This is a genomic window from Streptomyces sp. NPDC050759 (genome assembly GCF_044456945.1).
Taxonomy (GTDB): domain Bacteria; phylum Actinomycetota; class Actinomycetes; order Streptomycetales; family Streptomycetaceae; genus Streptomyces.
This window is the reverse complement of the sequence record NZ_JBITGI010000015.1, coordinates 184,438-206,765: the sequence shown is the minus strand read 5'-3', so window position 1 is coordinate 206,765 and position 22,328 is coordinate 184,438. Positions and strand designations below refer to the sequence as shown.

Annotated in this window: 10 protein-coding genes; 6 read left to right on the top strand and 4 right to left on the bottom strand. The window is 71.7% G+C overall.

Going from position 1 to position 22,328, the window contains the following annotated elements; all coding sequences use genetic code 11:
• Positions 1-141: 141 nt before the first annotated feature.
• The 6 genes from ACIBJB_RS35910 to ACIBJB_RS35885 all read left to right on the top strand — a co-directional run bounded on the left by ACIBJB_RS35910 (position 142) and on the right by ACIBJB_RS35885 (position 11,216).
• Entirely contained in the window at positions 142-1,449 is a 1,308-nt protein-coding gene (locus ACIBJB_RS35910; RefSeq protein ID WP_398937051.1) for an MFS transporter, read from the top strand.
• 16 nt (positions 1,450-1,465) lie between these two features.
• Positions 1,466-5,263, top strand: a complete 3,798-nt coding sequence (locus tag ACIBJB_RS35905; RefSeq protein WP_398937049.1) for an amino acid adenylation domain-containing protein — start codon at positions 1,466-1,468, stop codon at positions 5,261-5,263.
• Positions 5,260-6,315 carry a TauD/TfdA family dioxygenase gene (locus tag ACIBJB_RS35900; RefSeq protein WP_398937047.1) on the top strand — a complete coding sequence of 352 codons (1,056 nt, stop codon included), beginning with the start codon at positions 5,260-5,262 and terminating at the stop codon, positions 6,313-6,315. The genes ACIBJB_RS35905 and ACIBJB_RS35900 overlap by 4 nt, the downstream gene beginning before the upstream one ends.
• Positions 6,316-6,491: 176 nt before the next feature.
• The gene (locus tag ACIBJB_RS35895; RefSeq protein WP_398937045.1) at positions 6,492-6,701 is read left to right on the top strand and encodes an MbtH family protein; all 210 of its coding nucleotides are present in this window, start codon (positions 6,492-6,494) and stop codon (positions 6,699-6,701) included.
• Between the two features lie 177 nt (positions 6,702-6,878).
• Positions 6,879-7,838: a fatty acid desaturase family protein gene (locus tag ACIBJB_RS35890; RefSeq protein WP_398937043.1), complete on the top strand. Its 960-nt coding sequence runs from the start codon at positions 6,879-6,881 to the stop codon at positions 7,836-7,838.
• A gap of 45 nt (positions 7,839-7,883) precedes the next feature.
• Positions 7,884-11,216 (top strand): amino acid adenylation domain-containing protein, encoded by a 3,333-nt coding sequence (locus ACIBJB_RS35885; protein WP_398937041.1) that lies wholly within the window; start codon positions 7,884-7,886, stop codon positions 11,214-11,216.
• Positions 11,217-11,388: 172 nt separating this feature from the next.
• On the opposite strand, the gene ACIBJB_RS35880 is transcribed toward ACIBJB_RS35885, so the two are convergent.
• The 4 genes from ACIBJB_RS35880 to ACIBJB_RS35865 form a co-directional block, all read right to left on the bottom strand.
• A complete protein-coding gene (locus ACIBJB_RS35880) occupies positions 11,389-13,086 on the bottom strand; it encodes a carbamoyltransferase N-terminal domain-containing protein (RefSeq protein ID WP_398937039.1) in 1,698 nt (565 codons plus the stop codon).
• A gap of 70 nt (positions 13,087-13,156) precedes the next feature.
• Positions 13,157-16,405 carry an aminotransferase class III-fold pyridoxal phosphate-dependent enzyme gene (locus ACIBJB_RS35875; protein WP_398937037.1) on the bottom strand — a complete coding sequence of 1,083 codons (3,249 nt, stop codon included), beginning with the start codon at positions 16,403-16,405 and terminating at the stop codon, positions 13,157-13,159.
• 22 nt (positions 16,406-16,427) lie between these two features.
• A complete protein-coding gene (locus ACIBJB_RS35870; RefSeq protein WP_398937035.1) occupies positions 16,428-18,977 on the bottom strand; it encodes a type I polyketide synthase in 2,550 nt (849 codons plus the stop codon).
• Positions 18,970-22,323: an amino acid adenylation domain-containing protein gene (locus ACIBJB_RS35865; RefSeq protein ID WP_398937033.1), complete on the bottom strand. Its 3,354-nt coding sequence runs from the start codon at positions 22,321-22,323 to the stop codon at positions 18,970-18,972. The genes ACIBJB_RS35870 and ACIBJB_RS35865 overlap by 8 nt, the downstream gene beginning before the upstream one ends.
• Positions 22,324-22,328: the final 5 nt, after the last annotated feature.

The following is a 22,328-nucleotide window of genomic DNA, read 5'->3' as shown; positions in this document are numbered from 1 at the left end:
GGCACGCCCCCCACACCGCCCGGCACCTCCCCGATCACCCGTGCGGCGAATTCGACCCGATAGGAAGACAGTGATGGACCAACGCGCCGAGACCCCGCGTTCCCGACCGGGAACCGAGATCCTTCAGGCGGTGCGGCGCTCATGAGCGAGGACACCTCGAGCGCCGGGAAGAAGCCGGCTTCGCTGTTCCGCCAGCGGAACTTCGCGCTGCTGTGGACCGGTCAGTCGGCCTCGCTCTTCGGTTCCCAGGTCACCTACGTCGCGATGCCGCTGACCGCGGTCCTGCTGCTCCACGCGACGCCCATGGAAGCCGGCGTGCTCGTCGCCCTCGAGACGCTGCCGTTCCTGCTCTTCGGCCTCTTCGTCGGCGTGCTGCTGGACCGCCGGGCGCGCCGGTCCGTGATGATCGTCGCCGATGTCGTGCGTGCCGCGGCCCTCGCCTGGATCCCCGTCGCGCACTGGCTCCATGTGCTGAACATCGGTCAGCTCTTCGTCGTGGTCTTCGTCGTCGGCGTGATGACCGTGTTCTTCGACCTCGCCCACCAGTCCTACACACCCGGTCTGATCGGCCGGGACCGGCTCGGCGAGGCGAACGCGAAGCTGGAACTGTCGGACTCGATGGCGCAGGTCGTCGGGCCGGGCGCGGCGGGCCTGCTGATCAGCGCGCTCAGCGCCCCGGTGGCGATCGCGGTGGACGCGGCGAGCTACGCCCTGTCCTTCTTCACGGTGGCGGGACTGCCGGCCGACGAGGCGCCGAAACCTCGGCCCGGGGCGGCGACCAGCTCGGTGCGGGCCTCGATCCGGGAGGGATTCGCCGCGATCGTGCGGCACCCGCTGCTGCGCTGGTTCACCACGGCCGCACTGATCATCAACCTGTTCTCCGGCGCCCTGATGTCGGTGTTCTTCCTCTATCTGCTCCGGGTCCTCGACATGGGCTCGAAGCAGGTCGGCCTGATCGTCGCGGTCGGCAGCGTCGGCGCTCTGGTCGGCGTCCTTCTGGTCGGCCCGCTGACCGGCCGGTTCGGCGTCGGCCCGACCCTGATCCTGACGATGGCGCTGCCCGGCCTCGGCTATCTCCTCCTGGCGGCCGTGCACGGCCACTCACTGGCCGCGCTCGCCGTGGTCGCGGCTTCCTCCTTCGTCGTCCAGTTCAGCGTTCCCGTCTTCAACGTGACGGTGATCAGCTTCCGGCAGGTCTCCACCCCGGACGAACTGCTCGGGCGGGTGAACGCCACGGCCCGTACCTGCGCGCTGGGCGCGTTCTCGCTCGGCTCGCTGCTCGGCGGTGCGCTCGCCTCCGGAACCGGGCTGCGGACGGCGATCGTGCTGGCCGCGAGCGGGACGTTCCTGGCCTCCCTGGCCCTGCTGTTCTCGCCCGTGCGCACCGTACGCCGCCTCGAGGCGCCCGCCACCGATTCCGACTCGGCCGCCGCGCCGGAGCCCGCATGACCCATCAGGAGCAGACATGACGAGCGTCGAGACCTGGCAGGAGGAGGGCTATCAGCTCTCCCCGCAACAGCTCGCCCGGTTGGGCGAGGCCCGGAGCACGGCGGTGCGCACCGTCCGCACCGCCACCCGGATACCGGTGCCGGACCTGGAGGCCCGGATCGCGACGGCGGTCGCGACGCACGAGAGCCTGCGTACGCGGTACACCGAGTTCGCGGGGCTGCCCACACTCGTCCAGGTCGTGGATCCGGTGGGCCCGGTCGCGATCGAGCAGTCGGGAACGGATCGCACCGTGTTGCGGGCCGGCGCGCTGACCGTCGAGCACGAACTCGGTCCGGACGGCACGCGGCTGGTTCTCACCCTGCCGCGGCTGAGCGTCGACGACGCTTCCTGGACCCGGCTTGTCGGCCTGCTGCTGGAGGACACGGTCGCCGCGGCCGGGGAGACGGTGCTGCAGTACGCCGATGTCGCCGCCTGGCTCGGTGAGGTGCTGGACGAGTCGGCGCAGCCGCCGGTGGCCGACGAGGCGGCGCGGCAGTCGTCGAAGCCGGCCTCGGCGCTGCCCTTCCTCACTCCGGTCGCCCTCCGGGACGCGGCCGCCGAGCCGGTGAGTGCCGCGGCCGTCGTCGAGGGGCCGGCTCTGGAACGGCTGGACGAGCTCACCGGACGGTGCGGCGCGAGCGAGGCGGCGGTGCTGCTGGCTCTCTGGCGCTCACTGTACGGCCGGTACTGCCGCGACGCCGACGCCCCTGTGCTGGTGCTGGCCGACGGCCGGTCCACGGAAGGCCTGGAGAACGTCCTCGGCCTGTTGGAGCGTCCGGTACCGGTGCGGCTGGAGATCGGCGCGGACACCCCGGTCGCCGACGCGCTCCAGGCGTCGCAGGACGCGCTCCGCTCCGTAGCGGCGATGGAGAACCAGATCGACCCGGGGACCGCGGCCTCCGCACCCCATGCGGCGGACGTCTGCCCGCTCTCGTACCGGCACCGCCTGGACCGGTGGGCCGAGGAGCTCTCGGCGGGTACGTCCGTCCACGAAGCGCCTGGTGCGCTGCACCTGGACTGCGTGCGCGGGTCGCGGAGCCTGCGCCTGACCTTCGTCGGCGGCGCGGGCCGCGTCACCCAGGCCGACGTGGACCTCGTCGCGGAGGCGTTCGGACATCAGCTGACCGATCTGCTGTCCGGTGGCACGGAGCGCGCCGTCGGCGGCCTGCGCCTCGCCGCGGCGGACGCGCCGAACGCCGAGGCCGGGCCCCGTGCGTCGTACGCCTCGGTGCTCGACCGCTTCCTCGCGCAGGCGGAGCGCACGCCCGCACGGCCCGCGCTGCGCTGCGGCGAGACCGTCGTGTCCTACCGGGACGCGGCGCAGGGCGCGGACGCGGTGGCGCACCTGCTGCGCGAGCACGGCGTGCGGGCCGGGCAGCGGGTCGCGCTGTTCGTTCCCGCCTCTGCGGAAACGGTCGTCGCGATGCTCGGCGTCTGGCTCGCCGGCGCGGTGTTCGTCCCCCTCGACCCCACGTGGCCGCGGCAGCGGATCGAGACGATCCTGCGGGAGGCCGACCCCGCGCTGCTGCTCACCCCCGATCCGAAGGCCGATCACCAGGCCTCCGTCCGCATCGTGTGCACCGCCGACGCGGTCGTCGACCCGGGGCGCGCGGTGACGTCGGGCGCGGCGGCCACGGGCGCCGCCTATGTGATCTTCACGTCGGGCACCTCGGGGCTGCCCAAGGGCGTCGTCATCGGGCACGAGCAGTTGGCGCACTACGCCTCGGCGATCGGCGAGACGCTCGCCCTGTCCGAGGGCGCCGAGTTCGCGGCGGTCTCCACCCTCGCCGCCGACCTGGCCTACACGGCGGTCTTCCCGACCCTGGCCGGCGGCGGCTGCGTCCAGCTCGTCCCCACCGAGACCGCCACGAGCCCCGCGGCTCTCACCGAGTGGTTCCGGGGGAGCCCCGCGGCCGCGATGAAGCTGGTCCCCTCGCACCTCTCGGCGCTGCTGGCCGAGGCCGCCGACCCGCTCGCGCTGCTGCCGAGCGAGGTGCTCGTGCTCGGCGGCGAACTGCTGCCGCGTCCGTTGTACGAGCGGCTGCGGGAGATCGCGCCGTCCCTGCGTCTGTACAACCACTACGGCCCGACCGAGTCGACGGTGGGTGCCGCATGCCTCCCGCTCGACGCCTCGATCGACGAACGCTGTTCCTCGGTCCCGGTGGGCTCCGGCCTCGGGGCGAACGTCCTGACGGTGGTCGACGCGGGCGGTGCCGCGCTGCCGCCCTGGTGCCCCGGTGAGGTGCTGATCAGCGGGCCCGGCGTGGGCCTCGGCTACCTCGCGCGGTTGCGTGAGGGCCGGTCGGGCTTCGGTACGGCGGACACCGCGGACGCCCACCGGACCGGTGACCTCGGCCGCCTGGTGCCCGGCAACGGCATCGAGATCCTCGGCCGGATCGACGACCAGGTGAAGCTGCGCGGATACCGCGTACAGCTCGGCGAGGTCGAGTCGCTGCTGGCGGATCGGCCCGGCGTCGGCGCCGCGGCGGTCGTGGCGCGCGCGGACGCCGACGGACTCGTCACGCACCTGGACGCCTACCTCACCGCCGCCGGCGGGGTGGACCTCTCGGTCGAGGAAGTGCGGGCAGCCGTCGGCCTGCACCTCCCGGCCGCCCTGGTGCCGACCGGGTGGCAGGTGCTGGAGCGGTTCCCGCTGACCCGCAACGGCAAGCTCGACCGCCGCGCCCTCGCACCGATCGCACCGCCGAAGGCCCGGGCCGGCCGGCCGCGCGACTCGGTCGAACAGCGTCTGCTGGCGATCTGGTCCTCGATCCTCGACCAGGACATCTCCTCCCCCGAGGCGGACTTCTTCGAGTTCGGCGGACAGTCGCTGCGTGCGATCAAGCTCATGGCCCAGATCAACAACGCCTTCGGCCTGCGCCTGCCGATGTCCGCGGTGTTCAGCGCCCCGACCGTCGCGGCGATGGCGGAGCTGGTGCGCGGGAGCGACGTCCAGGACTCCAACCTGGTCCCGCTGCGCGCCGCCCGCGAACCGCGGGAGCAGGCCCCGGTCTTCTGCGTCCACCCCGGCGGCGGCAACACGCTCAGCTACTGGGAGCTGGCCCGGCTGATACCGGCGGACCGGTCGGTCTACGGCATCGAGGCCTGGGGTCTGCACGGCAGGCCGCCGCAGGACGATTTCGCCGCCATGGCCGAGGAGTACGCGGCGAACATCGCGGCCGTCGGCGATGCCGCTCCCGTGATCATCGGCTGGTGCTTCGGCGGCATCATGGCCTACGCCACGGCCCAGGCGCTGCGCCGTTCCGGGCGCGAGGTGGCGCAGCTGATCATCGTCAACTGCGGTGTCCCCGGTGACGCGGAGAGCGCCCTGGCCCGGCAGCCCGACGACTACCTCCTGCGCCGCTTCGCCTTCCACTACCAGCTGGACCTGCCGGAGGGGCCGCTCGGCCACCTCGGTCATCAGGAACTGCTCAAGGCCCTGCAGGACGTCGGGCGGCTGCCTCCCGACTCCGGTGAGGCGGAGCTGCGGAACCTGCTGGACGTCTACATGACCAACATGACCGCTCTGGACCGCCACTTCGTGCAGGAGCAGGCCGAACTCGGCCGAGCCGACTTCCCGGTGCTGCTGGTGCGCGCCGAGCCGGCCGACGAGCCGCAGGATCCGGACCGTACGTGGGGCTGGGGATCGGTGGCCGGGCCCGAGCTCGGCTTCGCCTCGGTGGCAACGACCCACCACGGCATCATGCGACAGCCCGCGGTGGAGGAACTCGCCGAGCTGATCCGACGGGAGATCGAAATGAGGACCACGACATGAACGACAGCACCTCCACGACCCCGGGCCCCCGCCCGCTGCTGGGCGCGACCCGGCGGCAGGTGCGGATACCCGGCGGGGACGCGGTGAACATCGGCTTCCTGCCGGAGTCACCGACGACCCCCGTCCTCATCACGCCGGCCGGTCCCGGCGTCGACCTGCCCGGCTGGCTGCGCGCGAACCGGGAGGAACTCGAAGCACGGCTGCTGCGGCACGGCGCGGTCCTGCTCCGGGGGTTCCACGCCGGTTCGGTGGCGAAGTTCGAACAGGCCGCCTCGGCGATCTGCGGCACCCTCTTCCCCGAATACGGGGACCTTCCGCGAGAGGGCGAGTCGGCCCGCGTGTACAAGTCGACGCCGTATCCGGAAGACCTCTCGATCCTGTTCCACAACGAGAGTTCGCATCTGCCGCAGTGGCCGATGCGGCAGTTCTTCTCGTGCATCGTGGCCCCGCAGTCCGGTGGTCAGACGCCGATCGTGGACTGCCGGACGGTTCTCGCCCGGATGCGTCCGGAGTTGGCCGAGCTCTTCGCCACCAAGAAGCTTCTCTATGTCCGCAATTTCATCGACGGTGTCGACGTCAGCTGGTCGCGTTTCTTCGGCACCGACGATCCCGCCGAGGTCGAGCGCAAGTGCGCCGCGGAGGGGACGAGCTTCGAGTGGACGCCGGACGGAGGTCTGCGGACCTCGCGTCAGGCCGAGGCGGTGCTGCGCCACCCGACGACCGGCGAGGCCGTGTTCTTCAACCAGCTGGCGCTGCACCACCCGTCGTCGCTGGACCCGGAAACGCGCTCCTCGCTGCGGGAGATCTGCGGCGATCAGGGGATGCCGCGCAACGTCTTCTGGGGGGACGGCACTGTCATCGACGACGCCCTGGTGGACGAGGTCCGCGACCTGATGGACCGGGAATCGGTCGCCTTCTCCTGGCAGGAGGGTGACGTCCTCGTCATCGACAACATGCTGGTCGCGCACTCACGCAGTCCCTTCACCGGGCCGCGGAAGATCGTGGTGGCGCTCGGCGACATGACCGGCGAGGCCGTGCCCGCCATGAGCTGAGCCCGGTTCGAGCTCCGGGCACAGACCAATTAGCGATATCCCATTGGACCGACACCGGTGTCTCGCCGGCGAGACACGCGCAATGCGAGGCCAATTACTCGGCTGTCGCAACGGTGACGGCTGGTTATCGCCACTGTTACGCTGACGGCCGTTTGATCGATTCATCAGGAGAATCCGTGGCAAATCCGTTCGACGATGAAGAAGGCGCATGCCTGGTTCTGGTGAACGACGAGAACCAGCATTCGCTGTGGCCCGCCTTCAGTGCGGTACCGGCCGGCTGGAGGGTGGTGTACGGCCAGGAAACTCGCAAGAACTGCCTTGAATATGTTTCCGCGCACTGGACGGACATGCGGCCGGCCAGCCTGATCAGGGCGATGGGCGAGTAGGTCCTGAGTGGCCGGCGAAAAGGCCTGACCGCACCACATCACGGCGCGTCCCCCGTATTTCCGGGGAGGGAAAAGCGCCACTTCCACACTTCGTGCCTCATCCACACGAAGTCGCTGACGCCTGCCCGACTGCCGCAGCGATCTCGCGGGAGGCTGCCACAGGGGAAGGTGCCAATAATGACTTCCGACGCAAGCACGGCGTCGCCGCAGGGCCTGTTCCGACGGGCCAAGGTGAGCGCCGTCGACGAGCGGACGTTCCTCTTCAAACTCTTTGTCGCGTACGCCCTTTGGGCGCTCGGCGTGGCGCTCGCGCTGTTGACCGGACTGTGGCCGCTGCGGGTGCTGGGTGTCATATTGATCGGCGCGATGTACGCGCACTGGCTGGAACTGCAACACCAGTGCCTGCACCACTCGGCATTCCGGCGGGCCCGCCGGCACCGGATCGCCGGCGTCCCGCTGGGCGTGCCCATGCTGGTCTCGTACAGCCATTACCGCGTGCTGCATCTGCAGCACCACCGCTATCTGGGCACCGACCAGGACTCGGAGTTCTTCGGCTTCGACTCGCGTCAGCCCGTCACCTGGAGGGCGCTGGTCCGCGAGGCCCTGGCCTTCGGCCGGCTGGGGGGCGCGGTCGCGGACGTCGTGCGCGCCTGGACCGGTTCCTGGACCTACGACTCCGGCCAGATAGCACCGGCCCGCAAGCGTGAAGTGGCGGCCGAATACCGGCTGTTCAGCCTGCCGATCCTCGCGGCCGTCGCGCTCGCCGTGCTCGGCCAGGGCGAACTGGTGCTGTGGGTGTGGCTGTTGCCCTTGCTGGTCGCGGTGCCCCTGCACTTCCTCGTCGAACTGCCCGAGCACATCATGTGCGACAACTCCAGCACCGACGTGCTGACCAACACCCGCTCCATCACCGGCAGTTGGTTCAGCACCTGGTACACCAACGGCAACAACCTGCACATCGAGCACCACGCGGCCATGGTCGTCCCGATCAATCAGCTCCGCGAGCGCCACGACCTGACGCTGTCGTACGCGAAGCACACCTCCCCCAGCTATCCGCAGTTCTTCCGCGCCATCGCCAAGGAGGCCGCCGCCAACGGCCGGAAGGCCCGTGCGCAGGACGGCACCCGTGCCGAATAGCAGAAGTCGCGCATGCAGGGGACGCACTCACGAAGGTAGGACGGCATGAGCGACACCTCGGAGCGGCTGCGCGAGCAGTCCCCCGCCCAGAACGCCCTGCACACGCGGCGGCTCGAGGAGCGCACCGCGGCGGCACCGGACGGGATCACCAGACGGCCGGCGGGCACGGGCGCCCCCTTGTCCTTCGCACAGCAGCGACTGTGGTTCCTGGACCAGCTCGGGCCCGGGAACGCGGCGTACAACCTGCCGTACGCGCTGCGGCTGTCGGGTCCGATGGACCTGGACACGGCGGTGCGGGCCTTCCGGGCCCTGGTGCGGCGGCACGAGACCCTGCGGACCACCTGCCCCTCGGTGGACGGCGAGCCGGCGCAGACGATCGCCCCGGCGGACACCCACGTCTGGGAGCCCCGGGTCGTGGACCTGCGCGGTGCGGACGACGCCGAGGAGCAGGCACGGCGGCTCGCAGCCCAGGACGCGCGGGCGCCGTTCGACCTCGGCCGGGGTCCGCTGCTGAGGGTGACGCTGGTGGCGCTCACCGAGCGGGAAACCGTCGCGCTGATCACCGTGCACCGCATCGTCGCCGACGACTGGTCGATGACGGTGCTGACGGACGAGTTCTGCCGTCTGTACGACGCCTTCCGCACGGGCGGCACCGATCCGCTGCCGCCACTCGCCGTCCAGTACGCCGACCACGCCCACTGGCAACGCGAGCAGTTCACGGGCGGTGCGGGGAACCGGGTGGCGCACGGGCCGGCGTACTGGCGTCAGCGGTTCAGCGGCGAGCTGCCCAGTCTGCGGGTGCCGACCGACCGTACCCGACCGGCCGTGCGGACGTACGCGGGCCGGACCCGGTCCTTCCCCCTGCCCGCCGAACTGACCGCCGGGCTCCGGGAGTTGGGCAGCACCGCGGACGCCGGCCTGTTCGTGACGCTGCTCGCCGGATACACGGCCCTGCTGCACCGCTACTCGGGCCAGGACGACATCGTCGTGGGCACGTCCGTGGCCGGCCGTGACCGGCCGGAGACCGAACCGCTCGTCGGCCCCTTGGCGAACACGCTGGCCCTGCGCACGGACCTGTCGGGCGACCCGGCCTTCCGCGAGCTGCTCGCCCGTACCCGGCAGGCGTGCCTGGCGGACTTCGCCCATCAGGACGTCCCCTTCGCGCGCGTGGTCGAGGAGGTGGGCCCGGAGCGCGACCTCAGCCGCGCCCCGGTGTTCCAGACGACGCTGTCGCTGCACGACGCCCCGCTGCCCGCACCGGAACCTGCGGGGCTGCGCGTCAGCCCGTTCGAGGGCGAGGGCCGGACCACGGCGCTGTACGACCTGAGCCTGCACGTCGTCGACGAGGGCGACCGGCTGCGCTGCGACTGGGAGTTCAACGTCGACCTGTTCGCCGACGCCACCGTCGAGCGGATGGCCGCCCACTTCGAGCGGCTGCTGCACGGCGCCGTGGCGGACCCCGGTCTGCCGCTGTCCCTGCTGCCGCTCCTCTCGGAGCCGGAGCGGGCCGAGCTCCTGAACCGGGACAACCTGATCTCCGTCGAGGTCGCCCCCGATACGTGTGTGCACCACCTGTTCGAGGAGCACGTCCGCGCCACCCCCGACGCCGTGGCGGTGGTGGACGGCGAGGACCGGGTCAGCTACCGCGAACTCGACCGGCGGGCCGGGATCATCGCCGCCCGGCTGCGCGCGCTCGGCGTCGGCCCGGAGTCCCGAGTGGGGCTCTGCGCGCCGCGCTGCCCCGACTCGGTGGCGGCCCTGCTCGGCGTCCTCAAGGCGGGCGGCGCGTACGTGCCGCTCGATCCGGCCCACCCGGTGGACCGCCTGCGCTACGTGCTCTCGGACGCCTCCGTACGCCTGCTCCTGACCCGCCACGACGTGGTGGCCTCGGTACCCGGGCTCACCGAAGGGGTGAGCGTCGGCTACCTCGACGACTGGCTCGCCGAGGGCACCGTTGCGGTGCAGGACGAGCCGGCCGCCGTCCCGCCGGTGCGGCACGCCGAACCGAACGCGGACAACCTGGCGTTCCTCGTGTACACCTCGGGCTCGACCGGCCGGGCCAAGGGGGCGATGCTCACCCATGGTGCCCTGATGAGCGCCTTCCGCTCCTGGGAGCGGGTCTACGGCCTGGGCACGGTGGTGCGCCGGCATCTCCAGGCCGCGAACATCGCCTTCGACGTGTTCACCGGCGACATGGTCCGCGCGCTGTGCTCCGGCGGCACGCTCGTGCTCTGCCACCGTGAGGCGCTGCTGGATCCGGCGCGGCTGTACACGCTGCTCCAGCGGGAGCGGATCGACTTCGCCGACCTCGTCCCGGTCGTCATCCGCCGGCTCAGCGCCTATGTGGCCGAGCAGGGGCGGATGCTGGACAACTTCAGGGTGCTGGCCGTCGGCGCGGACATCTGGTTCATGCAGGACTACTGGAACCTGGCGAAGCTGTGTCCTCCCCGCACGCGTCTGGTCAACTCGTACGGCATCACCGAATCGACCGTGGACAGCGGCCTGTTCGAGACTCCGATGCCCGAGCGCGGTGACGAGGAGCCGGTACCGATCGGACGCCCGCTGCCCAACACGCAGTTCTACGTGCTCGACAGCCGGCTCCAGCCGGTGCCCGTCGGCGTGAACGGCACCCTCTACGTCGGCGGCCTGGCCCTGGCCCGCGGCTACGTGGGGCGCCCCGAGCTCACCGCCGAGCGGTTCCTTGCCCACCCCTTCTCGGAGCGGCCGGGAGCCCGCCTGTACAACACCGGCGACCTGGCGCGGATGCTTCCCACGGGTGACGTGGAGGTGCTGGGCCGGGTGGACCGGCAGGTCAAGCTGCGCGGCTTCCGGATCGAGCTCGAGGAGGTCGAGTCGGTGCTCGGCCAGCACCCGGACGCCCAGGACGCCGCCGTGATCGTCCGGGAGGACGCCCTGGGTGAGCGGCGCCTGGCCGGCTATGTCGAGCCGCGAGCCGGACGCAGCCCCGACCCGGTCGCTCTTCTGCAGTACCTGCGCACCCAACTGCCTTACTACATGGTGCCGTCCACCATCACGCTGCTCGCACGGATACCGCTGAACGCGAACGGCAAGCACGACCGCAAGGCTCTGCCCGCTCCGGCGCCCGTGGCGGACGCGGTCGAGCGGCCCGCCGCCGGGTTCGCCACCGCCACGCAGGAGCGCGTAGCGCGGATCTGGTCAGAGGTGCTGGGGGCCGAGGTGGTCACCGCCGAGGACGACTTCTTCCAGCTCGGCGGAGACAGCCTGCTGGCGCTGCGGACCCTGTGCGCACTGCGCCGGGCTTTCGGCGTGGACCTGCCCCTGATCACCCTGTTCGCGGCGACGACGGTGGAGGAGCTGGCCCACCGCGTCGACCTCGCCGCGTCGACACCCGCTTGATCCGGGAGCACCCCGCATACGGAACCAACAGGGCTCCCGTGCCGGTGAGTTGAGGTGCCGAACACCTCTCTCACCGACACGGGAGCCCTGTCCGTTGCGTACGTCTACGTCGTCACCCGATCAGGCGAACGATCCCGTCGCACCGTTGACTGCCCGGCACTCACACGCCGTCTCAGAACGCCGAGTCTTCCCGCCGGTACAGGACGCCCTCGCTCCACACCAGGTCGAGCTGGCCCCACTCGATCGCCGACGCGACGTCGGGGAAGAAGCTGCGGCCGTTGTAGTTCGCGCTGGTGTTGCACAGGACCGGGATGCCGCTGCACTTGTAGTACTCGCGCAGGATGGCGTGCAGGTTCGGGTCGTCGGACGCGTTGACGGTCTGCAGCCGTGCGGTGCCGTCCAGGTGCATGACGGCCGGCACGCGGTCGATCCACTCGGGACGGACCCAGTGTTCGAACAGCATGTACGGGTCCGGCGTGCCCGGTTCGAAGACGGTCGGGGCATGCTCTTCCAGGCAGATGGGCGCGACCGGCCGGTAGGGCTCCCGGCTCTTCACGTCGTTCAGGAGCCTCTTCATCGACGCCTCGACCGCCGATGCGATGATGCTGCGCCCGCCGAGCGCGCGGGGTCCCAGTTCAGCACGGCCGTCGAGCACGACCGCGGGCTGGCCTGTGGTGTGCAGGATCTGGGCCAGTTCCTCCGGCGTGCAGGGCGACGTGCTCCAGCCGCGCGGCACGTCCGGCGTCGGTTCGAGAGCCGGGCCCAGCCGGGTGCCCCACTGGATCGGCCGGAGCCCGGAGCCGCCGGCCGCGGCCAGGCAGGCCGTACCGATGGCGACGCCGGAGTCGTCCGGGAACGGCGGCACCCACATGGCCTTGATCGTCGGGTGAGAGCGCAGGGCGCTGTTCCACTTGATGTTCAGCGCGCAGCCGCCGGCGAAGCACAGGTTCCAGGCGCCGCCGCCCTTCCACGTCTGGATCTTCTTGGTCACCCGGTCGATCAGCAGTTCCTCGAGGAACGTGTGGACGCTGGCCAGCACGTCCTCGTCGGAGATGCCGAGGGCGGCGGTGCGGGCCTGCACGGCGGAGAGGAACTGGTGCACGTAGGCGTGCGACGGCTCACCGGTGCTGCCGCACCCGATGATGGCCCGCCGGTACTCCCGCACCCGCGGCGAGTCGGCGTCGAAGAACGCGAAGAACTCCTCGCGGAAGACCTGCTTGACCTGCTCCTTCGAGGTGCCCAGGGCGATGTACGCCATCATCTTCCCGGCCACGGAGAGGTCGTCGACGTTCTCCGACTTGTTCTGCCGCTTGAACGGACCCCAGTACTGCGAGGTCATCGCGTAGGTGTGGCCGATGAGCGGGAACGCCTCGCCGCCGGCCTCGATCCGGCCGTCGGCGTCCACGCAGTACAGCCGCGGGAAGCAGCCGCCGTCCCAGACCAGCACCATCGACGGCTCGCCGCGGCGGGCGAACGGGCTGGTGCAGTAGGCCGAGGCCAGGTGGCCGGCGACGTGGACGTAGCTGTCGTAGTCCAGCGCCTGGCCGCCGATCACGATCCGGCCGCGGTGGCCCGGCAGCGCCGGGTCGGGCACCAGGTCGGTCTCCCGGTAGGGGGCGACCAGGACCTCGGTCCCCATCCCGCCGGCGAGCACCTTGACGTGGCCGTTGGCGGCGCCGTCCCAGCCGTCCAACGCCCACGTGCCGACGTCGCCGACCTTGAGGTCGAACTTGTCCAGGACGCCGACCAGGTCGTCGAGTTCGTCGACGTTGCTGTACCGGCCGCCGTTGGCGATCTTCTGCATCTCGACGTTGAACACCAGACGGTCCTCGTCGAGGATCGCGATGCCGCCGCTTTGCGTGAGTTTCAAGCCTGCCGTGATCATGGTCTTGCGGCTCCCGTTTGTCCGAGGGCTGTCGTGGTCATGTCCGGGGTGGTGCTCAGAGGTCGTCATGGTCGGGACGGTCCAGCTGGGCCAGCGGGCGCTCGCCGTGCGCGAGCAGGCCGGCGAGCAGGTCGTGGTAGCGGCGCGCGACGTCGGCGGCGAGGTCGGGGGCGACGACGTCCGTCGCGATCTCGAAGTCGCACCGGAAGCCGTCCGCGCCCTCGATGATGTTCAGCGCCAGGGGGTGGCCGGTGTGAGTGATCGGCAGCGGGTCGGCCTCCGACACGGTGAGCCCGTCCATCGGGGGCGCCGCCACGCGGCGGTAGAACGAGATGGACGTCGCGAGCAGGTCGGCGCGCAGGCCGGTTCCGGGCGCGAGCTCCACGATCAGATCGGCGAACGGGTGGTCCTGGGTCTCGAGCCCGGTCACGAGGTGTTCCATGACGTCGGCCACGTAGTCCGCGGCCAGGACGTCCGCCGTCCGTCGCAGCCGCAGCGGCAGCAGGTTAGAGCAGTACCCGACCACCTCGTCCAGCTCCGGCGGGCGGCGCGCCGCCAGGACCGGGACGACGATGTCTTCCTGCCCCGTCACCTGGTGCAGCACCGCGCCCCAGGCCGCGACCAGGTAGGCGAACACCGTCGCGCCCTGCTCTCGGGCGGTGTCGCGCATCCGGTCGCAGAACGCGGAGTCGAGCCGGACGCTGTGCCGCACCGCCCTGTAGGGGAAGGGCCCGGACGTTCCGGACCCGGGCAGCTCCGGAGCCGCCGCGCCCTGGAGCAGAGTGCGCCAGTAGTCCCGGTGCTCGGCGGCGTCGGGGCCGCCGACGACCCGCTCGTGCCAGGCGGCGTAGTCCCGGAACTGCGCCGCGGGCGGCAGCAGGGGCCGGACATCCTGACAGCCGGCGTTGTACAGCGCGACGAGGTCGTCGACCAGGACGCTGAACGACCAGCCGTCCACCGCGGCGTGCGCCCCGGAGATCAGCAGCAGATGCCGCTCTTGAGCGGTCCGCACGATCGCGGCGCGGAACACCGGCCCGGCCGCGAGGTCGAGCCGCTGCTCGGCCCAGGACTGCCGGAAGCGGTCGAGGTCGTCGTCATCCGGGCAGTCGTGTTCGGTCAGAACCTCGTCCAGCACCGTCTCCGCGGCAGGATGCACGACGAGTGTCACGCCGTCGGCAGCGAGCGTGGTCCGCAAGGTCTCGTGCCGCGCGACCAGGCCCCGCACGGCGCCGCGCAGCGCGTCCCGGTCCAGCCGGCCGTCCAGCCAGAAGCCGACGGACATCTGATACGCCGGCACGCCGCCCTCGTCCAGTGCCGCCTGCTGCCGCTGTGCGAGGGTGCTGCGCGGCGCGGGCGGCGACACCACGGCCCCGGCCGGGGCCGCCGGGCCGGGGCCGAGCACACCGTGCTCCCGCAGCTCGGTGATCGAGTCGCGGACCGCTGTCCGGATGTGGTCGAGGTCGGCCTGCTCGTGTGCCGTGGACAGGAAGAAGTTGCGCAGCTCCCAGACGAACACGCCGCGGTCGAGCAGGTTGAGGTACAGGGGGTCCATGTTCTGTTCGTGCTCGAACCGGAAGAACGAGGAGAACCGGCGGACCTCGATCGGCACGTCGAGCTCGCGGAAGTCGGCGTTCAGTTGGCCGACGAACACCTCGGCCCTGCGATCGAGGTCCCGCTGCAGGGCAGGGCCCTCGCCGCGAAGGTGGTTCAGAACCGCCCGGGCCGCCACCATGGTCATCGGATGCTGACTGAACGTGCCGGCGAAGAAGGTGGACTCCGCGGTCGGGCGGGAGCCGTCGCCGAAGTCCCATACGCCGCCGTCGATCGTGTCCATGATCCCGCCCCGGCCGGCGATCACGCCGATCGGCATGCCACCGCCGATGATCTTGCCGTACGTGGCCAGGTCGGCATCGATGCCGTAGAGCCCCTGGACACCGGCCGGGTGGCAGCGGAACCCGGTCACCATCTCGTCGAAGATCAGCTTCGTGCCGTGCCGCCGGGTGATCTCCCGGACCCGGCGCAGGAATTCGGGGTTCTGCACTCCGGGGGTGCGGAGGGTCACCGGCTCGGTCATGACCGCGGCGAGCCGCGGACCGTGCCTGTCGATGAACTCCAGGGCGTCGTCGGTGCCGAATTCGAGCACGTGCACGTTCTCCACCGCGCGCGCCGGGATGCCCGAGGTGATCGGCCGGGTGGTCCGCACGCCGTTCTCGGAGGAGGCCGCGGCGAGCACGCTGTCCGCGTGACCGTGGTAGGCGGTGGAGAAGACCACGACGTCGTCGCGGCCGGTCGCGGTCCGGGCGATGCGCAGGGCGGTCATGACCGCTTCGGTGCCGGTGTTCAGGAAGGCGACGCGCTCCATGCCGGTGAGTTCGATCAGGCCGGCGGCGACCTCCTCGACCACCTCGGTGCGCGGGGCGATGACGAAGCCGAGGTCCAGCCGCTCGCGCAGGGCCGCCATGACGGCGGGCGGGTTGTGCCCGAGGAGGTGGACGCCCCACCCCAGGGTGAGGTCGACGTACTCGTTGCCGTCGATGTCCCACAGCCGCGCGCCTTGCCCGCGTTCGGCGACGATCGGGTAGAGCATCTCCTTGGTCGTCGGCCGGAAGCCGATGGACGAGCGGCTGTCGGCGATCAGCGGGCGGAACCGCTGGGCGAACTCCTTCGAGCCCTTCGTCCTGCTGCCGAACCGCTCGGCCAGGACCTTGAGATACCGGACACGCTCTTCCGACTCCACGAGGCCGGCTCCGCCGCGCGCACCGGGTGCGAGCGGGGCGGCCGGCCGGGATGAGGCCGGTCGCCCTGCCGGACGGGCTGCGGGCGCCGGTTCGACGACGACGGGTCCGGCGCCCGGGGCGGCACCGCCCGCCAGGAGTTCGAGCTGGCTTCGCATGACGGCGAGCTGTTCGGTGATCAGCCGCTCGACTGCCGTCGTGGCTCCGGGCGCCGACACGGTGTCGGCCGAGACCGGCGCCACCGGCGCGGGTGAGGGGGTCCGCGGCACGTCGACGGCCGCGGCGATCACAGCACCGGCGGCCGGGGTCGCCGCAGCCTCCGGCGGCGTCGTGGCCGGCGCGTTCGCCGCCAGGTGCGCCGCCAGCGCGGCAGGCGTCTGGATGTCGCCGAACAGCTGCCGGAGCGGGACCTTGCAGCCGAAGCGTTCCTCGACCAGCCGCAGCATGCCGAGCAGCGCCATCGAGTCCGCACCGAGTTCGGTGAACGAGACGTCCGGATCCAGCGCGTCCGGCCGGATGTCGAAATAGCCGCCGACCATCGCGACGACCTCTGGGAGCAGTGGCTCCACGGTGTTCTCCTCGTGGTTCACGTCAGCCGACCCGGGCCAGGTGCGCCGCCAGGCGGTCGATCGTCGGGTTCTTCAGCAGATCGATCGTCCGCAGGGGGACGCCGAGCTCCGTCCCGATCCGGCGGGCGAGCCGCACGGCGAGCATCGAGTCGTCGTTGATGTCGAAGATGCTCTGGTCGTAGCGGTCGACCTCGGTGCGCAGCACCTCGGTCCACAGCTTCGCCAGCAGCCGCTTCAGCTCCTCGCCGCGCGGCGGGCCGGCGGGGGCCGCCGACGGCGCCTGGTCCGGTTCGTCCAGCCGCAGCCTGCTGCGATACAGCGGATGTGCCGGCAGCGGGACCCGGTGGGACTCCTGGCCGGACCAGTCCGACCAGTCCACCGGCACACCGGCGGTCCACAGTCGGGCCGCGTCGTGGAGCAGCCGCGCCACCGGCGACGACTCCGAGCCGCCGTCCGGGCCGGAGTCCCCCGGCAGCGGTTCGGCCGGGGTTCCGATGACGACCACCGTCGCCCCGTCCGCGGTCCGGCCCCCGAAGGCCTCGGCCAGCCGGCCGCCCTCCCATACGTCCCGCGTCCAGTGCAGCGGGTCGAGGGCTCGCGACTCGGGCAGCTCGCCGCCCACGACGGCCGACAGGATCGGGACCCGCGGGACCCGCGGCCGCACCTCCGGCGGGCCGTCGAGCAGTCCGGCCCGCCAGGACAGCAGGGCCAGCGCCTCGGTCTCGTCGAGGACCCCGCTGAAGCAGGCCGCGAGGACTTCACCGGCTCCGGCGCCGCCGACCGCGTCGGGTCGCGCGCCGGATTCGGCCCACAGCGTCGCGAGCACCAGTCCGGCGGTCACCCGCGCGGCCGGCGGACTCTGTGCGCGGATCAGGGCGCTGTCGACGGACCGCTGCGCGATGTCGGCCACGGCCGGCACTCGCTCGGCCAGCACCCGGAAATCTTCGACCGGGACCTCGCCGAACAGGAACGACACGGCCGGGGCGGTCTCCGCCGCCGCGGCGCCCGCGGCGATCGCCCGCAGTCCGGCCACGGCGGTGGCGTGGTCGTCCGCGACGACCGCGCGGCGATACGCGAACCCGCGTCGGCCGGCCCGCAGCGTGTAGTCGGCGTCGGCGAGGCCGGGGGCGTCCGGCCGCGCCAGCACGTCGGCCAGCCGGCCGGCCAGGTCGCGCAGCGCCCGGTCGCTCTTGGCGCTCACCGCGAGCAGCCGGGGACCCGCGTCCGGCGTCGGCCGCGCGGGCAGCGGTGGCGCCTCCTCCAGCACGACGTGCACGTTGGTGCCGCCGATGGCGAACGAGCTGACCGCGGCCCGCCGCGGGGTCGGGCCCGACGGCCATGCCATCGGCAGAGCATTGATGTGGAACGGGCTGCCGGCCAGCTCGATCTCCGGGTTGGGCCGGGTGAAGGTCGGGTGGCCGGGGATCTCCCGGTGCCGCAGGGCCAGCACCGTCTTGATGAACCCGGTGATTCCGGCGGCGGCGGCCAGGTGCCCGACATTCGCCTTGACCGAGCCCAGCGCGCACTGCCCGGGCTGGGCGCCGCCGTCGCCGAAGGCTTCGCTGAGAGCGGTGAACTCGATGGGGTCGCCCAGGGCGGTCGCGGTCCCGTGCGCCTCGACGTACGTGATGGTGTCGCTGTCCACCCCGGCGACCGCGTGCGCCTCGCTGATCACCGCCCGCTGCCCTTCGACGCTCGGGGCGGTGTAGCCGATCTTGTCGGACCCGTCGTTGTTGACCGCCGAGCCCTTCAGCACGGCCAGGATGCGGTCGCCGTCCTCGATCGCCTCGGCGAGCCGCTTCAGGGCCACCAGGCCGACGCCGTCGCCGAACGTGGTGCCGTCGGCGTCCGCGTCGAAGGGACGGCACCGGCCGTCCGGGGAGAACATCATCCCCTCGCCGTATATATAGCCCGGATACGCGTTGGCGATCACCGAGACGCCGCCGGCCAGCGCGATGTCGCATTCCCCCGCGATCAGGCTCTGCGCGGCCACGTGCACGGCGACCAGCGATGTCGAACAGGCGGTCTGCACGGCGACGCTCGGCCCCTTCAGGCCCAGCTTGTAGGAGATCCGCGTGGTCAGATAGTCCTTGTCGTTGGCGACCATGAGCTCGATGCCGTCGTAGGTCAGCAGGTCGCAGGACTTGGCCACGACGTTCGTCAGGTACGTGTTCATCGCCGCGCCGGCGAACACCCCGACCGCCTGACCGCCGGCCCCGCCGGAGTAGCCGATGGTGTCGAGCAGTTCCCACGCGACCTCCAGCATGATCCGCTGCTGGGGATCGATCAGCTTCGCCTCGCGCCGGGTATAGCCGAAGAACTCGGGGTCGAAGTCGAAGGCGTCGGGCAGGACGGCCGCTCGCCGGACGTAACGCGGATCGCGGAGTACCCGCTCGGGCACCCCGGCCGCGAGGAGTTCGTCGTCGGTGTAGGTGGTCAGCAGCTCGTCCCCGGCTCGCAACCGGCTCCAGAACGCGTCCACGTCGGGGGCGCCGGGAAACCGGCCGGACATCCCGATCACGGCCACGTCGTTCGACCGGATCGTCACGTCGGTCTCGTCGGCGTCAGGCATTCCTCCCTCCCCGTTCCCGGGCCCGCAGGCGCGCGCCACGGACCGTGTCGTCCGCCAGCCGGGTGCGTCGGCTCGACGTCCGGTCCCGGTCGCGGCCCCCGCTGTCGCCGGCGGCAGCGGGCGCGCCGTCGGCCCCGCCGAGCCGCGCGGCCAGACTGGCCACGGTCGGATAGCGGAACATCTCGGACCCCTTCAAGGGCGGGTCCGCGGCGTCGCCGGCGAGCAGTTCGTAGACCTGCAGCAGCAGCATGGAGTTGCCGCCGAGATCGAAGAAGTTGTCCTCGCGGCCGATGTCCTGGCGCTGCAGCACCTGCTGCCAGACGGCCGCCACCCGGCGCTCGTGGTCGCTCGGCGCCCCGGCGACGCCGGTTCGAGCGGCCGTGCTCGCGAACTGCTCGGCCAGTCGCGCGCGGTCGACCTTCTGACCGGCGTCGAGCGGGAACGCGTCGAAGAACCCGATCGCGGTGGGCACCATGGAAGGCGGCAGCGTGGAACGCAACTCCGCTCTCAGGGCGCTTTCCGTCAGGTTCCACCCCGGCTCGGGTATCACGCAGGCGACGAGGCGGCTGTCGTCGACGCCCGCGCCGACGACCAACGCCGTCGACCTTCTGACACCGGGCACCTTGTCCAGCTGGGCTGCCACGCCTTCCAGCTCGACCCGGAACCCGCTGATCGTGACCTGGTCGTCGACCCGTCCCAGGATTTCCAGTTGCCCCCGGGTGTTGGTCCGCGCCAGATCGCCGGTGCGGTACAGCCGGCCCTGCGGCTCGAGGGGGCTCTCGAGGAAGCGTTCCTTCGTCAGCTGCGACTGGTTGACGTAACCCCGGCTGACGCACGGTCCGCCGATGTGCAGTTCGCCGGTGAACTCCGGCGGCACGGGCTGCCCGTGCTCGTCGAGGACGTGGACCCGGGCGTGCGCCAGCGGGAGTCCGACCGGCACGCTGGTTCCCGCGCAGTCTTCGGGCCCGACGGGCTGCGCGGTGACCCAGACCGTGGTCTCGGCCGGGCCGTACATGTTCCACAGCGTCCCGCACCACTCGCGGACGGTCCGGGCGAACGGCGCGGGCAGAGGCTCGCCCCACGAGAAGACGTGCCTCAGTGCCAGCCCCTGGGCCCCGGTCCGCCGGACCACGGCGGACAGGCCGTGCAGGGCGGAGGGGGTCTGGACCAGGTGGGTGACCCGTTCCTCGACGAGCAGCTTGTGGAAGATGTCAGGCGATCGGGCCGCCCCGGACTCCACGACGACCAGGCACGCCCCGGCCAGCAGGGTGCCCCACAGCGACAGATCGGAACCGGCCGGGTGGAGAAACGCCCCGACCGCGGTCTCGTCGATGACGACGTGCTCGCGTATCGACTCCAGCAGCGTCAGGACATTGCCGTGCTCGATGTCGATCCCCTGGGGCGTCCCGGTCGAGCCGGAGGTGTAGACGGTGCGGGCCACGTCGCCGGCTCGCGGCAGATCGCCGGGCTCGCCGGCCGGCGGCAGCTCGGTCTCCGGCATGACCAGGACCGGCACCGCGGCACCGTCCAGCAGACCGGCCAGGTCCGGCTGGGTGAGCACCACGCGCGCTCCGCTGTCCTCGAGCACCGTCCGGCACCATGCCGCGGGATCGGACGGGTCCAGGACCAGGTAGGCCGCCCGGGCCCGCTGGACCGCGACGATCGCGGCCACGGTGTCGAGGGAGGGCTCGAGCAGGAGGGCGACCCGGCTGCCCGGCCCGACGCCCTCGGCCCGCAGCCGGGCCGTCCAGCGTCCGGCCAGCTCGTCGAGCTCGGCATACGTGAGCTGGTCTCCATCGCAGCGCACTGCCGTTCGATGGGCGTGCTGCTCCGCGGCCTGCCGGAAGCGGGCCGCCAAGCTGTCGTCCGACGCGGCGGACACCGGCTCGGGGTGCCGGTCGCCGCCGTGCCCGGCCTCGGTCAGAATCGGCAGATCCGCCACACTGCGGTCAGGGCCGGCGACCGCGGCCCGCAACAGCGTCGCGTAGTGCTCGGCGGCACGGCCGGCCGCGGCCGCGGAGAAGACGGACTTGCGGTACTTGAGCAGTCCGACGAGCCGGTCGCCGTCGTGGACGACCTCAAGCGTGAGCTCGAGCTGGTCGTCCTGCTTGGCCAGCGGGAAGGGCGCCGCGGACAGTCCGGCCCAGGCGACCGGGGCCGCGCCCTCCTCGGCCGCGTGGAGGGCGGCGTGCGCCGGATGCCGACTGGACTTCTGATAGATGAACATCGCCTGGAAGATCGGATTGCGACCGTCCACCCGGCGCGGCGCCAGCTCGCTGACGAGCAGCTCGAACGGATAGTCCTGGTGCTCGAACGCCTCGGCGACGGTGCGGCGGGTCCGGCCGAGCTGCTCGCGGAACGAGACGGCGTCGCTCAGGTCCGCACGCAGCACGACGGAGTTGACGAAGTTCCCGACGCATTCGGCCAGCGCCGGGTCGGTGCGGCCGGCGAACGGGCTCCCGACGAGCACGTCAGACCGGCCGGTATAGCGGCCGACGAGAACCTGAAAGGCCGTCAGGAGTACGACGTAGGGCGTGACCGCTTCCGCCTTGGCCAGCGCGAACACGTCGGCGGCGAGTTCTGCGGGGATGGGGAACATGAGCGAACCGCCGCCATCGGCGTCCGCCGGGTCCAGATCGAACCGGGGCCATTCGGCCGGTTCCAGGTCACCGGAGAGCTGGGCGTGCCAGTAGGAGCGGGCCCGGTCACCCCGTTCGTCGGCGATCAGCTCCCGCTGATACGCGACGAAGTCGCTGTACGGATTGTTGCGCCCGGGCAGCCGCGCCAGGCGCCGTTCGGTCTCGGCGACGTAGAGCTGCTCGAGTTCGGCCAGCATGGTGCCGAGCGACCAGAAGTCGCACACCACATGGTGGGCGGCCAGCAGAACGACCGCTTCTCCAGGCGCCACCAGGTAGGCCCGCGCTCGAAGGGCAGGCCCGGTCACGAGGTCGAACGGCTCGCGGTAGGCGGCTCGCACCGCCTCGCGAAGTGCTCCTTCAGTCCACTGACGGGCATCCAGTTCGGCGAAGTCGGGCTCGAGCCAGCCGTGGACGGTCTGACGGCCCGCGGGGCGGTCCCCGTCGTCGGCGCCCGCCCGGCTGAAGGTGGTGCGCAGCGCCGCGTGCCGCCCGACGAGCGACTGCAGCGCGCCGTGGAACGCGGCGGCGTCGAATCCGCCGGTGAACCGAGCGGTGAGGGCGACGTTGTAGGACGCGCTGTCCGGGTCCATCTGATGCAGCATCAACATCGAGCTCTGCGCGTACGAGAGCGGATGCTCGGTGCGCGACTGTCCGGCCCGTGCCCGAAGCGCCGCCTCCAGCTTCTTCCGGAGGTCGTAGTCAGTCATGGGTG

Excerpts from the sequence above, each read along its gene's own strand:
- ACIBJB_RS35900 (WP_398937047.1), top strand. The coding sequence starts at position 5,260 with ATGAACGACAGCACCTCCACGACCCCGGGCCCCCGCCCGCTGCTGGGC.
- ACIBJB_RS35885 (WP_398937041.1), top strand. The coding sequence starts at position 7,884 with ATGAGCGACACCTCGGAGCGGCTGCGCGAGCAGTCCCCCGCCCAGAAC.
- ACIBJB_RS35870 (WP_398937035.1), bottom strand. The coding sequence starts at position 18,977 with ATGCCTGACGCCGACGAGACCGACGTGACGATCCGGTCGAACGACGTG.
- ACIBJB_RS35890 (WP_398937043.1), top strand. The coding sequence starts at position 6,879 with ATGACTTCCGACGCAAGCACGGCGTCGCCGCAGGGCCTGTTCCGACGG.
- ACIBJB_RS35865 (WP_398937033.1), bottom strand. The coding sequence starts at position 22,323 with ATGACTGACTACGACCTCCGGAAGAAGCTGGAGGCGGCGCTTCGGGCA.
- ACIBJB_RS35910 (WP_398937051.1), top strand. The coding sequence starts at position 142 with ATGAGCGAGGACACCTCGAGCGCCGGGAAGAAGCCGGCTTCGCTGTTC.
- ACIBJB_RS35905 (WP_398937049.1), top strand. The coding sequence starts at position 1,466 with ATGACGAGCGTCGAGACCTGGCAGGAGGAGGGCTATCAGCTCTCCCCG.